10 protein-coding genes are annotated in these 14,785 nt (G+C 48.1%); 7 read left to right on the top strand and 3 right to left on the bottom strand.

The genetic code is table 11. The features are described from left to right. The first annotated feature begins 1 nt into the window (after position 1). Complete coding sequence (locus MKZ13_RS04755; RefSeq protein ID WP_221818864.1) at positions 2-1,288, top strand: MFS transporter; 1,287 nt, start codon at positions 2-4, stop codon at positions 1,286-1,288. A gap of 157 nt (positions 1,289-1,445) precedes the next feature. Here the strand turns inward: MKZ13_RS04755 and MKZ13_RS04760 are convergent, their stop codons facing one another. Further along, entirely contained in the window at positions 1,446-3,602 is a 2,157-nt protein-coding gene (locus MKZ13_RS04760) for an alpha-amylase family glycosyl hydrolase (protein ID WP_339182237.1), read from the bottom strand. Positions 3,603-4,055: 453 nt separating this feature from the next. Here MKZ13_RS04760 and MKZ13_RS04765 point away from each other — a divergent pair, with 453 nt between their 5' ends. Genes MKZ13_RS04765 through MKZ13_RS04775 form a run of 3 tightly spaced genes read left to right on the top strand, consistent with a single transcriptional unit; the run spans position 4,056 to position 8,223 of the window. Then, on the top strand, positions 4,056-5,435 hold the full coding sequence (locus MKZ13_RS04765; RefSeq protein ID WP_339182240.1) for an alpha/beta hydrolase-fold protein: 1,380 nt from the start codon (positions 4,056-4,058) through the stop codon (positions 5,433-5,435). Further along, on the top strand, positions 5,432-6,847 hold the full coding sequence (locus MKZ13_RS04770) for a hypothetical protein (RefSeq protein ID WP_339182242.1): 1,416 nt from the start codon (positions 5,432-5,434) through the stop codon (positions 6,845-6,847). The genes MKZ13_RS04765 and MKZ13_RS04770 overlap by 4 nt, the downstream gene beginning before the upstream one ends. After that, positions 6,844-8,223, top strand: a complete 1,380-nt coding sequence (locus MKZ13_RS04775; RefSeq protein ID WP_339182244.1) for a fatty acid--CoA ligase family protein — start codon at positions 6,844-6,846, stop codon at positions 8,221-8,223. Before MKZ13_RS04770 ends, MKZ13_RS04775 begins: the two co-directional genes overlap by 4 nt. A 356-nt stretch (positions 8,224-8,579) precedes the next feature. Here MKZ13_RS04775 and MKZ13_RS04780 read toward each other — a convergent pair whose 3' ends face one another. After that, positions 8,580-10,352, bottom strand: a complete 1,773-nt coding sequence (locus tag MKZ13_RS04780; RefSeq protein ID WP_339182247.1) for an alpha-glycosidase — start codon at positions 10,350-10,352, stop codon at positions 8,580-8,582. 262 nt (positions 10,353-10,614) lie between these two features. After that, positions 10,615-11,166 carry a hypothetical protein gene (locus MKZ13_RS04785; RefSeq protein WP_339182250.1) on the bottom strand — a complete coding sequence of 184 codons (552 nt, stop codon included), beginning with the start codon at positions 11,164-11,166 and terminating at the stop codon, positions 10,615-10,617. A 454-nt stretch (positions 11,167-11,620) separates the two neighbouring features. On the opposite strand from MKZ13_RS04785, the gene MKZ13_RS04790 reads away from it, so the two are divergent. From MKZ13_RS04790 to MKZ13_RS04800, 3 genes are all read left to right on the top strand, one after another. Then, positions 11,621-12,634: an iron-siderophore ABC transporter substrate-binding protein gene (locus tag MKZ13_RS04790; RefSeq protein WP_339182252.1), complete on the top strand. Its 1,014-nt coding sequence runs from the start codon at positions 11,621-11,623 to the stop codon at positions 12,632-12,634. A 97-nt stretch (positions 12,635-12,731) separates the two neighbouring features. Beyond that, a complete protein-coding gene (locus tag MKZ13_RS04795) occupies positions 12,732-13,745 on the top strand; it encodes an iron ABC transporter permease (RefSeq protein ID WP_339182254.1) in 1,014 nt (337 codons plus the stop codon). After that, entirely contained in the window at positions 13,742-14,785 is a 1,044-nt protein-coding gene (locus tag MKZ13_RS04800) for an iron ABC transporter permease (RefSeq protein WP_339182256.1), read from the top strand. The genes MKZ13_RS04795 and MKZ13_RS04800 overlap by 4 nt, the downstream gene beginning before the upstream one ends.

A 14,785-nucleotide genomic window follows, 5' to 3' on the forward strand; every position in this document is an offset into this window, starting at 1 on the left:
TATGGGCATGAACCCGTCCAGTGAGCCCGAGATTATCGGATACCAAGATGGACAAGCTGCATTGCATAATACTATAGCTCCAGCAACACTTTGGCGTAATGTTACCTTTCGGAGGATATTGTACGGCTACGGGATCTCGGTCTTCGGGGATTGCTTCAATGGGATTGCGATCAGCCTGTGGGTGTTACAGACCACGGGGAGTGCAAAGAGCATGGCAGCCGTACAGATCTGCAATATGGCCGTCAGTTTTCTGTTTGGATCGGTGGCGGGTACGGTTGCAGACCGATTGGATCGCAGGAAGCTGATGCTGGCCTCGGATGTATTTCGGGGCGTAATGGCTATAATGATTGCGATTAGCTTGTTCGGTTGGCATGCGCCGTTCCCGGTGGTGCTGCTGTTGCTTTCACTATCCATGTTTTCAAGTCTTTTTCAGGCACCTGCATTCCACGCCTCTGTAGCAAGTATGGTAGGCAGGGAGCATATTCAACAAGCAACCGGAACCATTCATATGGTAGATAATCTTGCCCGGATCAGTGGACTAGCCGCAGCGGGAGTGGCTGTTGCTGCATTTGGCGGATTCGTTGCCATATTAATTACAGGGGCAACCTTCCTGTTGTCTGCAGTATGTGTAGTGATGGCGGGCCGCTTTCCAGAGGTGCAGCGATCCGTTAGTCAACAGACCACGTTTGCTCAGGAGTGGCGCAGTTCGTTTGGCTACATCTATCGGAATCGTCTGATTCGATCCATCGTATTGCTCAATCCCGTGCTGATTTTGTTTTTCATGTCTGCGATGATGCTGGTTCAAGTGATGGCGGTTAAGGTATGGGAGGCAAATCCGGTACAGTTTGGATTAATTGAGACCTGTATTCCGCTGGGATACATGATTGGCTCTGCGCTGTTGATTGCTTCGGGAAAACGATTGAAGCAAAGAGGGAGATGGGTATTTATCGGTCTGATTGTATTAGGGCCGCTTTATATTTTTTTGGCGAATGTATCCTCACCAATCATGGCGTTACCGTTCATCGTGGGCGGAGGTGCGATGTTCGCCTGCTGTACGATGCTCACCCAGATTATGCTGAGGACAGCCGTTCCGGACGAGCTGCAAGGAAGGGTCTATGGCGTGGTTGGAACAATCACCAGTACAGCGCCTATTCTGGGATTAACGGTAGTCTCCGTATTGGCAGATCAATGGGGCGCAGCTTCTGTGCTGCAAGGCGTGGGCATATTACTGCTGGCGACAGGTATTCTGGCTGCTACAACATTGAAGTCGATTCGAACCTATCAATAACATTCTAAGATACATCAAAATGATATGAATTGAACCCACATGTACACATTCAACAGAGAGAGGATAGAAGCAATCTAAGCAAGCTCGCTAGGTACAGCAAAACCCGGAGCATACGCTGCGTTAGCGTAACTCCGGGTTACCTTGTGGACTGAATATCCTATTGCCAGTTTACATTTACAGTCGCTGTACCGCTGGTTGGTGTGGTGAACGTGTGGTTGGAACCACCTTCCCACGTAATGGTTGCACCATTTTTCTTGAAGAATTTGAACTCCAGTTGTTTCCCGGCAGGCACGCTCACATCATAGTACCAAGTTGGGTAGGCGTGGATAACCTGATTGAAAGCAGGGCCAATAGCTGTTGTACCCGTACTCCAGTTGCCCAGTTCTGCCACGTTACCTGCCAGATAGATGTTCTGACCCAGTGTGGTGGAAGCATTGTTAATGACAAATCGTACAGTGACCTGATCACCCGTAAGGATGGTGAAGTTGTTATACGCATTGCTGTTGACGCCATTCGCAGCTACTTTTACAGCATAATTGCCTGCGGCAACAGCTGGGATCGTAACTTTAATCTGTGTATCTTCCCAGGATGTAATGGCTGCACCGGTAACGGCTGATGTACCGAAGTATACCGTGCCTTTGGTGGAACCGAATCCGCGTCCGCTAATCGTAACGACATTACCCGGTTTGCCCATCACCGGACCTACATGTCCGATCGTTGGTGTTGTCTCGCTCGTTGTATATTGCCATACCGCTGTTGCACCAGCTGCCAGTGTGAAGGAAGAGACGTTGCCATTGGTGGAAGTGATGTTATTACCGTTCAGTGCACCGCCCAATACATCGGTGTAGTTGCCTGTTGGCAGTGAAGTGCTTAGATTCGCAATGCTTGCTGGTGTGGAGAGATTACGGTTCACCGCAACAACAGCTACACTTTTGCCAAATTTGCGCTCATAGACGTACACATCATTATTGATCCAGCGCTGCTGAGTGGAGCCATAGGCGATTGCTGGATTGGATTTGCGCAGAGGGGCCAGCTTGCTGATCACGTTGAAGGCAGTGGTTGTTTTGGAGAAGGTAGGCATTTTGGCCCGATTATCAGGGTCCCCGTTACCCGTCAGATACTGCTCGGTACCATAATAGATGGCAGGTACGCCGCGTGAAGTCAGCGTGAAGGCCAGCGCTTGTTCCAGACGACGATTGTTCACGGCACTTGTTTTGAACCGATCCATATCATGGTTGTCGATGAACGTAACTTGATCATTCACCTGATTGTAATCTGCCGCTGTGCCTGTAATCATCGAATCCAGAGCATACATATTGGAAGTGTTATCCCGGAAGACATCACGTACGGCAGAGTTAAAGCGGAAATCAAGCAGGCTCATCCCGGATTCGTTGGCAAATTCTGTGTTATCCGCATCGGATGCAGCAGATCCCAGGAACCATTCACCAAAGGTGAATACAGGTTTATGTGCATAGATGGAGGACATCCAACTCTTTTGCCAGCCGAGAGGCATATGTTTCACCGCATCTACACGAATGCCGTCCACGCCCATATCAAGCCAGAGCTTGATTGCATCTTTGAAATATTGGTCAATGGTATTGTTGTTGTGATTCAGGTCAGCGAGGTCGTAGAGGTTTTTGTAGATTCCATTCTCCAGGGAGGAAAAGTCGGAGCCGCCGTTGTGATGGAAATATCCATTCGTATCATTCGTGTATCCGCCAACAAGATTACCGTTATCATATAACTTGCCATTCTCAGCAAAGGACGTATCGGTTTCCATGGCAGGAGACGTGTGGTTTGGTGCAAAGTCAATTACGATCTTGATGCCTTTGGCATGAGCAGTCGTAATCAGATTTTGAAAGTCAGCCATTGTTCCGAAATACGGATTGGTCTTCTTGAAATCACGTGCCCAGTAGCCATGATACGCTGTGTTAATCACGCCGCCGTAGTTGATGGTAGCGAAGATATTTTCAACCGGTTGGGAGATCCACAATGCCGTTACGCCCAGATCGCTAAAATAGTTATCGTTGATTTTGTTAATCAAACCCTGCCAGTCGCCGCCACAATACAGCTTCAGGTTACTACAAGTGGCATCGTAGGCAGCTCCGGTAGGATTGTTGGAAGGATTGCCGTCCAGGAAGCGGTCCGTAAAGATCTGATAGATGACGTCTGTACTAAAGTTCTGCTTGTTGGTAACCGCGGTATCCGCATCGGCATAGATCGCGGAAGCAGGCAGATAGGGAAGTGCGCCTCCTGCAAGTAAACTGAGTGTCAGTGTTGTGCTGAGGAGTACGCGTTTGGCCATTTGAAACATAGTAATCCACCCTTCTCGTGAATGTAGTAGTTTAGATAAACAACCAACCTGGCTCTTGAATAACAGCGCTTTCAATACAACAGGATGTTACGCAATGGATTGAAGACTTCCCTCCTTTTGACACGCCAACAACCCCGGCATCTCCTTCGGGAGTTACCGGGGTTGTCCTAAACCGCTCTGGTTTAAAAGCATGGCCCTCGAGTTATGATCACAACGCTATCGTAAGAAATATTGGATCTTATGTCAATAACTTTTTTGAGAGCATTTATTTTCTATTTTTATGTTTACAAAAGCATGTCCGGGGATTTAAACTATTCGCAGATTCACAATATAAGGGCTATGTATTCCAGGGACATTCACATGTTCTGGGACAACCCCGTCTCTACTGAGGCGGGGTTATTTGTTTGTCTATGATGCAGTCGAATCGGGAGAAGAAAGGCGGTTGATGATCAGTTGAGTACCCATTCTGTCATCGAATGTTTGGAAAGTGTTCAGGCCTCGCAGCTCGGCAATATTCGCAACATCTATGTGTATCTCCCGCCAGGTTACCATGAGCAGACAGACCGGCAGTATCCTGTGCTGTACGTTCATGCAGGGCAGCGGGCTTTTGGTCCATCTGGGCCAGGCAATGAAACGTGGAATATGGATCAGGCAGCGGATGGTCTGATTGCCTCCGGGCAGATTGAATCACTGATTATTGTTGGTATTGCACATGTCCGTCCAGTCACGCACAACGAATTCTACCACTTCATCGCTCCTGAGAGAGAGGCCGTGAGCGTGGGTTGCTCAGGCATTGCCTATGAACATTTCATCATTCATGAGCTCAAACCGCTCATTGATCATCGTTACCGTACGCTGCCGGACAAGTCGAATACCGGACTGTTGGGTTCATCTGCCGCGGCGCTTTGTACATTGCACATGGGGATGCGAAATCCGGATGTTTTCGGAAAACTGATCATGATGTCACCATTCTATGTGGATGTGCAGCTGGACGAAACGTCGGATAACGGACTGTTGGAAGAAAACATGTACCGTCTGCCAGAGGAAGTACCTGCCGTTCGAATGTGGATGGATATTGGAGATACGGAAGGTTTGTTTCTGCCTTCCCAGATCAGAAGGGTGGCTCATCAATTGCTTGAACGGGGAGTCAGATCGGGTGAGGAATTGGCATTTCTGGAACAGCAGGGTGCCTGTCATCAGGAAGGTGACTGGGGAGCACGCGTTCATCTCCCGTTAATATACATGTTCGGCCACGTGGGTAAGCCCTCTTCGCTCAAACTGCTTGGAAGGGATGTCATCGGACTACAGGGTGGAATGACCGTGTGTATCAATGCACAGATTCACTACGAGAGTGGGTTGGTTCAGAGTCTGCTGCATGGGAATTATACTTCGAGTGACCCGAATATACTTCAGGTGAATACGAGTGGAGAGTTAATTCCGGTCGGTATTGGAAGTGCATTCATCACGCTGACTGTGGGGGAACTGTCTGCTACACGCATCTACTCTGTCATTCCAGAATTGTCCACTCATGTGGAGGTCTGCGTTCGTGCAGAGGTAGCTCCCGACGAAGACTTGGAGGAAACGATATATGGTGGTATGGGCATGAAGCTTGTTCGTTCTGGTAAAGGTCGATATGAAGGTAGTTACCGAGTCCCGCGAGATAGTGGTTTCTCCTTCCGATTTACTCGCGGTTTCCGTCGTTTCGAGACCGATGTGGATGGCAAACCTATTGCCAATCGGGTATTTCGAGCAACAGATGATATGTCTGTGGATTACCAAATCCAGTCATGGGGCAGTGCGTCTGCCAAAATGGGAACAGGAGGCCAAAAATGATCATTCACTCATTCGCTCCGGTGCTGGACATTCCCTATTATTATCCCTGCAATTTTCCTCTGATTCATGAAGTGATCCATCGACAAGGATCCATCACAAGTCTTGCACTGCTGGCGGCAAGTCGGTTGTACAGCCTTCCTTCCTGTGGGGATAAGGGACTGGTGAAGCCTTATTTTCACAAGCTGGATTATGTAGAACCGATCTGGGAGATGTATGGTCAGCGGGAGCTGGGAAGCTTAGAAGAGGGGAAGACGCTGATCCGGCAGTATATCGGCGAAGGTGAGCTTTTTCTGGCTACAGGAACCAGTTATCACCTGCCTTATTGTGAGGATTATCAGAATCCCGAGTACATTCGCAAACACGTGAAGCAAGGCTCGCGACTGCATCTGGTAGACCATTGGATTGCTGTATATGGTATGGAAGATGAGCATGTTCACGTCTACGATCCCGTGCCCTCCAAGTATAAGGGGAAGGTTGCTCAAAGGGCCTTTCATGACTTCTGGAAAGGTAACCAAAGCATACCCGAGCTTGCGCAGGCCAAACGCAAAGAAGAACTCCGAACGTATGGCACCATGGACATTCGGGCGACTGTGAAGCTGGACTCTGACGGTTACCGAGACATGTTGATCCAGGCGTTAACAACGCAGATTGAAGAATTTCTGACAGGCCGGACGATTACACAAGGAGAGCGCAATTATTATTTTGGACATGCGGTATCGCTGCAACTGTTACATGCACTGCATGTGGTGAGTGAAGGGGAGCAGGACAATGAAATGCTGATATCCGGTCTGCTGTTTGATATGCGATGGAGTCGATATTTTCTTCGAGATCTTCTTCAGGAGTCGGCCTTATGGCTCGGTTCTCCACTTGATCAATATGCGAGAGAATTCAGCGAAATTATCGTACGTTGGGAGAAGGCCTACAATATGCTTCAGGTCAGTCGAATAAAACAGCGTGAGCAGTGGAAAGTACAGCTAACAGGTGTAATTAAAATGTTGGTCACCGATGAATGGCACTGGTATGAGTCACTTCGACAGTCCATACCTCAGGCAGATTGCTTCCCACGCCAGACTGTGTCGATGATTGGACAAGAACACAGGGAGGATTTGCTCCGTATCGTATTGGATAGTTGTCGGGAGTTAAACGCGTACCATAATACATCGATTCCACTTGGTGAGGGTGGTAACGCTCCACTGTATGGACGAAGTGGGCAACTGGATTCGCTGGAACTCGTGTCATTACTTGCAGTGGTAGAGCAGGGAATCGAAGATCGATGGGGGACGGGGATGGGAGCCGCACTGGCGGAGATGGCTGCTGCTTCCATGCCGGAAAGCCCATATCAGACTGTAGGTTCACTTGTTGATTATCTCGCACAGCAATGGGCACCTGACCGTGAGGAGGATGCAAGATGATGAACCAATTCTTACTTGAACGATTCGCGGAACAGGGACAGCATCCTGCACTGATCTGGAAAGATCAGGAGTACAGCTATCGGTGGCTGCTGGAACAGGTTGGCATCATGAGTAAGTGGATTACAGCAGAAGGGCTGACTGGGCAACTTGTAACGCTGGAGGAAGACTATTCCCCCTATGCAGCGGCAGCATTGGTTGCTTTGCTCGGACAAGGGTGTATCGTGCTTCCCATGGATCGGTACCTGGTTGAAGCCAAACGACAGGAATATATCCAGCTGGCACAGGTGAAGTGGCGTTTGGGCATTGAGGATGGCCAGTTGTGCATTCGGCAAACGTGTGAATTATCTGGAGAGGTTCCTGTATTGTTATCCTCGCTGGCACAGGATGGCGTAGGGGGATTGGTACTCTTTTCATCCGGATCAACCGGAGTGAGTAAAGCGACTGTGCATCGTGCAGATCGGCTGTTACATGGTTTTCGGCGGCAAGTTCGGCCTTTGCGAACGATTCCATTCATGATGTTTGATCATATCGGTGGTGTAAATACCATGCTGCAATCCCTGTCCAGTGGGGGCTGTCTGTGTATCATTGCGGATCGATCTCCCGAAGAAGTGTGCCGAACGATTGAGAAGTTTCGTGTGCAGGCTCTTCCGGTCTCTCCAACATTCATGAATCTGTTGCTGCTGGGTAGAAATGATGAGGGGTATGATCTATCCAGTCTTGAAGTTGTGTCATACGGATCGGAAGTGATGCCAGAATCCGTACTGGCAGCTTGGAACCGGAGATTTCCACAACTAAGGACGATACAAGCCTATGGCATGTCTGAACTGGGCATTCTGCCAACCCGCTCCAAAGAGCCAGGCTCGTTGCTGTTTTCCATTCAAGACGAGGGAGTCAAGTACCGGGTAGTGGAAGGAGAATTGCAGATTCATACAGCAACAGCGATGATTGGATATCTGAATGCACCATCGCCCTTTACAGAGGATGGGTGGCTGCGAACAGGTGATGAAGCTGTGCTGGAAGAGGGATACATTCGTATTCTGGGCCGTCGTTCCGAGATCATTAACGTAGGGGGACGGAAAGTGTATCCTGCCGAGGTCGAGGGTGTTCTGGAAGAGATGGAATGTATTGAAGCGGCCGTAGTTTCGGGCGATCACAGCGGTATCACCGGTCAGAGGGTGAAGGTGACGATCCGGCTGGCTACAGAATGTACTCTCACCGATCTGCGGCGATCCATCTGGGAATATTGTCGGGACAAGCTGCCTTCATACAAGATTCCGCAGAAAATCGTAATTACACAGGAAGCTCTCGTAAGTTCAAGAATGAAGAAAATACGAAAACCGATGACTTCGACACCCTTCGCCTCGGCTGGGAAATAGGTCGCTGCTTCGAAGAGGTTCACCTTGCTTGAATCGGTATCGCTAACGAACCTCAAACATCGTATTGGGGGGATAATCAAGAAAAGTAAAACCTAACGAATCTCAGTAACGTTATTGCGTCAAAAATACGGCTTCTTCTTGCGAAAATCGACTTATTGAACGCAATAAGGTCTCTCTGATTCGTTAGGCATTTAGTCCGTGTATAATGAAGCGAATAACGTGTGCTGGGTTCGTTAGAATATGACGTATAAGATGCACAAGACGTATAAGATGCAGGAGAGGCTGTTCCCCGGTCGTCAATATGACCTAGGGGACAGCCTCTTTGAAGTTATTTTCCCTTGTTAGCCGTATTCATATCAGGCTTTCGCGGGTTGTTTGGCCTCCATTTGCAGTAAGGAGAATCCGTATGCTTCCAGATCGAGGGTCAGTTTATTTTGCCGAGCTTCCACGGTGTTTGATGTGAACAGATTTCGCCAGACGTTACGATCTGCCAAAGGGAGTTCAAGGGTACACGTCTCATCACCCGCATTCAGCACAAGAAGCATGCGCTCTCCCGTATGCGAATCCAATCGTTCAATAGCAAGACAAGGGTCTCCGGCTTTTGCATATACAATCTTCAGTTCCGTGCTGCGCAGGGCAGGGTGCTGTTTGCGAAGGGCAATCGTACGGGTGAAGAATTCCAGAAGTTCGCGATTCTGCTTGGTCTCATCCCACTCCATACACTTGCGGCAACCCGGATCATATCCTCCATCAAGTCCCACTTCGTCTCCATAATAGATACATGGCACACCTGGATACGTAAGTAGTAACGTAACGGCAAGTTTCATCTTGCGCTCATCTCCATCACACAAGGACAGCAGTCTGGGTGTATCATGACTTCCGAGCAGATTGAAGGCGGCTTCCGTTACAGGCTGTGAATAGGCTGCAAGCAGTTTGCCAATCTCATTGGCAAATCCAAGTCCATCGAGCTTGCCATGCACCGTATAGTCCAATACCGAATTGGTAAACGGATAATTCATCACGGCATCGAACTGGTCTCCCTGAAGCCACATGAGCGAATCATGCCAGATCTCACCAAGCAAATAGGCGTCAGGTTTGATGGCTTTTACCGTCTGACGGAATTCGCGCCAGAACTGATGATCCACCTCGTTGGCTACATCGAGCCTCCAGCCGTCAATGTCCATCTCTTCAATCCAGAAACGTCCTACCTCCAGCAGATATGCCTTCACCTCAGGGTGTTCTGTATTTAGCTTCGGCATAAGCGGTTCAAAGGCAAAAGTGTCATAAGTCGGTATGCCATCCTCCACACGTGGCGGCCAGTCTTTGATATAGAACCAGTCTGCGTAGGGAGAAGTGGCTCCATTCTTCATGACATCGACAAAAGGAGGGAACTCTCTGCCGGAATGATTGAATACCGCATCCAGAACGACACGTATGCCGCGCTGATGACAGGCGTCCACGAACGCCTTGAACTGTTCATTGGTTCCGAAGTGAGGATCAACTTTCATGTAATCGCCTGTATTGTATTTGTGATTCGTCGTGGCCTCGAACAGCGGACAGAAGTAGATGGCATTGATGCCAAGCTGACTTATATGATCCAGATGGTCCAGCACACCTTGGAGATCACCGCCGAAGAAGTTCACCGGTGTAGGTTCTCCTCCCCAGGGTTCTGCATTTTTGGGGCTGATGGATGGATCGCCATTGGCATAACGTTCAGGGAAAATCTGATAAAACACAGCGTCCTTAACCCAGGCAGGCGGTTCAAAAATGTCGACTGGATTCATAAATGGAAAATCAAAGAATTCAAGTGGATGATCAGGCAGCGCCTGCTCGAATCCGCGTTCTGTCATCCAGACCGATTCCTCTCCCTGAATCAGTTGGAATCCATACCGCAATCTGCGATAGGGAGGTGAAGTCTCGGCTTCCCAATAATCGAACATTTCATCCCGGGCAAAGATGTGCATAGGGATATGTGTGATCGTCCGATCCCAGGCATATTTGTCACCGGTAATGGCAATCACCGCATCCAGATCCCCACGTTTGGACCGAAGTCGGAGGTGCATAGTCGAGCGGTCATAAGCATAAGACCAATTGAGTTTGGGGCGGTGGTAGATGGCTTCAAGAATCATGTAAATCACTCCTCGTCAGATGATGAAATTCAGATAAAAGCGGCCATTAAACGCAAAAAAGGCACAACCTCAATTGTTCACGAGGTTGTACCTTTCGGCAGCATAGCCTTTTGATTATAGTGCTATTATACGAACTAACTCAGCAAAAGAAAACACTTTTTTTCCTTAAATTTCAAAAATTCTTAAAAAGGATAAAACGATGATTCCATTCACACGTGAACGCCAGAATAGTGCAGTCTGACGTTATACATGTGTGGCTGTTTTACATTTGGTAGCCGAGTTTTTCGCCATAGGCTCTGATTTCAGCATGGTATTGTTGAATGCTTTTGATTCCTAATGCAATCTTGTCATTACCTTGTTTAAGCAGCTTGCTGTTTACTTTCGTTTTGGCAACAGACTTTTTGAACAATTGATATCCTTCAAGCTGAGCATAGCTGCCTTTGATCAGTTTGGCATGGATTTTTTTTAGTTCAGCGTTCTCCGGTTTGATCTGTTTCAGCATGGAGACATACTTGGTGTAGTTAGGGATAGCTGTATTGTTCAGTTTCAGATAGAAGGATTTGCGATTGGAAGATGTGATGTACGTGCTACCACCCACTGCATTCAACGCTTTCTTCTCGTATACGGCAGGATCAGTCAATGCATCCAGATAGTTGAGGAAATCTTCTTCTTCGACTGTAGGAATCGGTTCTTGTTCTGACGTGTCAACTTCTTCATAGTATTCGTCTTCCGAATATGTAGTGGTTGAGTCATCTGCAGCAGCGGCATAGGACCCTGCAGGTGCGAACACCCCGCCGAGCAATACAAAACTCATAATAAATGATAAAATCCAAGATTTTTTCACGTTAAAAATTCCCCTATCTATAGATGTGATTTTATTCCAATGGATAATCTAACATAGTACGACAAGAAATTACAGGAATTGTTTTACAGTTGATTCATCAGTTAAACGTATATGAATGAATAATGATTCACTATCCAAAAGGACATGTATTAGATGAAGCTACAAGTAAGAAGAGAAATGTGCATGTTAAGTTATAGAGAAAAAATTACATATATGGTTTATGTGGAGGCGTATTGTATTCATATATATTGTATTGGTTGGGTTCATATATCTTTATTTAATGTTGTTTTATGAAGTTATAGAGTTCGACAGGGAGTGAGAAGTTTTTCCAAATAAAATGCTTGTATAATGATTTCATCTCCATTACAATACAATTGATAATGAGATTCAATATCATTTAGATAAAAAAGGGGAGACGGATTTCATGTATAAAGTAAAGAAAAAGCTATACATTTATGCAGCGCTTATTCTGATGATTTCACTACTTGCTGGTTGTGCTTCGGGTGGAAGTGCCGAGACAACGAATACGTCCAGCCAAGCTGCAAGCAGCAATGAGAGCAATAAAGAAAGTGATACAACCGCCAGTGCGACTGAAGATCAGACCCGAGTGATCAAACATGCCATGGGCGAAACCACAATCAAGGGAACCCCGCAAAAGATCGTGACACTGTTCCAGGGTGCAAATGATGTCGTTGTTGCACTTGGCGTGAAACCGACAGGCGTGGTGGAATCATGGGTTCAGCAGCCGGTATATGAATATCTGAGAGAAGATCTGGACGGAGTTCCACAAGTAGGACAGGAATCGCAGCCCAATCTGGAAGAGATCAACAAATTGAAACCCGACTTGATTATTGCTACGAAGATCAGACATGAAGAAATCTATGAGCAACTGTCGCAGATCGCACCAACGGTAGTGACGGAGACGCTTTTTGACTGGAAAGAAACGGTGAAAACTGTTGGGGAAGCGATGAATATGGTTGAGCAATCGGATAAATTGTTGTCTGATTGGGATGGCCGTGTAGCTGATTTTAAAGAGAAAATGGGGGATCGTCTGCCGATTGAAGCAACCATCACGAACTTTAGAGCCGATCAGGTTCGTATTTTCTACATGGGATACGCAGGTAAGATTCTGAAAGAACTTGGGTTCACGAGACCTGCGGGACATGACGCAGACACATGGGGAGTTGAATTGACTTCCAAAGAAAACATTCCGGATATGAATGCAGACATGATCTTTAACTTCAACTCAGGTACAGAAACCGATGCCATTCAGAAAAATTATGATGATTGGACCAGCAGTCCACTGTGGAAAAACCTTGATGCAGTCAAAAACAACCAATTGGTTCAGGTCGATGAAGTGGCCTGGAACATGGCAGGTGGATACACATCGGCCAACATGATGCTGGACGATCTATATAAGCAGTTCAACCTGAACTAACTAACAGGAGCAGGACCTGCCATGCACCAGGACATTCGTTAACGAAGTGTATGGGCAGGCAGGTCTTTTGTCATTTTACAGATGAAAGAGTGAGAATATGTTTCCCCTTTTTACAAAGGCAAGCTCCAAGATCTATGGACTGGTTGGTTTATGCATATTACTTCTACTAGCTTGCCTAGCCAGTATGATTCTGGGACGTACGCATATCACGTTTCAGATGGCATGGGAAGCACTGCAATTCTATGACGAGAGTTCTGTGCAACATGTGGTTCTGCTGACGGAACGATTGCCACGTACGGTTATTGCTGCTGTTGTGGGAGCAAGTTTGGCTGTGGCAGGCGGACTGATGCAGGCATTGACACGTAACCCGCTGGCATCACCAAGTGTGTTCGGGATCAATGCGGGTGCAATCTTTTTTATTGTCATTGCCATCGTGGTATTGTCCGTATCTTCGCTCACCACCATGATGTGGTTTGGTTTTGCTGGAGCTGCGGTTGCCGCGGCGATTGTATATGGGCTAGGTTCCCTCGGTCGTGATGGCCTGACACCGATCAAAATTGTACTGGCGGGTACGGCTATCTCAGCATTGTTTGCCTCGTTCACACAGGCCATTCTGGTGCTGGATGGAACCGGATTGCAGGATGTATTGTTCTGGCTTGCCGGATCAGTAAGTGGTCGGACGTTGGATATGTTATATCCTGTTCTGCCGTACATGACAGCCGCAGCCATTGTCTCTCTGTTCATGGGCAAAGCCATCAATCTGCTCTTGACCGGTGATGATATCGCCAAAGGCATGGGACAGAATGTAATTCTGGTTAAGGTGCTCATGGGAATTGTTACGGTATTGCTGGCGGGTGGTTCGGTTGCCGTAGCCGGTTCAATCGGTCTCGTTGGTCTGGTTGTCCCGCATATCATGCGTGCACTGGTGGGCAATGATTACCGCTGGCTCGTTCCATACTCTATTGTAGGGGGAGCGATTCTGCTGTTGTCTGCGGATGTGGTTGCAAGGCTGGTGATTATGCCGCAGGAAGTTCCACTTGGTGTCATGACTGCACTGATTGGCGGACCCTTCTTCGTGTACATTGCCCGCAAGGGGGTGACGAAGATATGAGGAAGCTGTTAACTTTCCGCAACAAAAAAGACACCATCTCGGTGCAAATGGAACGAAAATCTTTGGTTGTCATCGGCATATGTATACTCCTGTTCCTGGTGGCAGGGGTTGTTGGTACCAGTGTGGGCAGTGACTTTATCTCTCCGCTGGATGTGCTTCGAACGATATTCGGTCTGAATGAAGGGGAGCATGACTTCGTCGTGCTGACCTTAAGACTGCCACGGGTGTTATTATCTCTGCTCGTAGGAGCAGCCCTTGGTATGTCAGGCGCACTTCTGCAAGGCATTATCCGTAATCCGCTGGCCTCACCGGATGTCATCGGCATCACAGGCGGCGCGGCCGTTGCAGCTGTAGGTTTTGTTACGTTGCTGGGTGGAGCGGTAAGTATCAAGTTGTTGCCATTGTTCGCCATCGCTGGCGCAATTGTGACGGCTTTGATTATCTACGTGCTTGCCTGGAAAAAGGGAGTCAGTCCGATCCGTCTGGTGCTGATCGGGATTGGAGTATCGGCCATTACCGGGGCCGGGACGACCTTTATGCTGATCCTGAGTCCGTTCTACACGGCAGGTCAAGCCTATATCTGGCTGACAGGAAGTGTATACGGAGCATCGTGGACCGATGTCCAAACGATTTTACCGGTTATCGTGATCGTTGTACCGCTGGCGATCTGGTTCGCCCGCAGCCTGAATGCACAGGAGTTCGGAGATGATCTGGCTACGGGATTGGGTGTTACCGTTCAACGGCATCGTTCGGCGTTGTTGTTATGTAGTGTATTGCTGGCGGGAATTGCCGTTGCAGTAGCCGGAACCATTGGGTTTGTTGGCCTGATCGCTCCACATATTGCACGGAAGCTGGTTGGACGGATGTTTGGCAGTATGCTGATTGTGTCTGGACTGGTGGGTGCTCTGCTTGTATTTGCGGCAGATCTGATTGCCCGCACAGCTTTTCTACCGTTAGATGTTCCCGCAGGGGTATTCACTGCAGGCGTAGGCGCACCATTTTTCCTGTATTTGTTGTTCAAGAATCGAAATCAGTTTTGA

The organism is Paenibacillus sp. FSL R5-0701, from assembly GCF_037973995.1.
Classification (GTDB): Bacteria; Bacillota; Bacilli; order Paenibacillales; family Paenibacillaceae; genus Paenibacillus.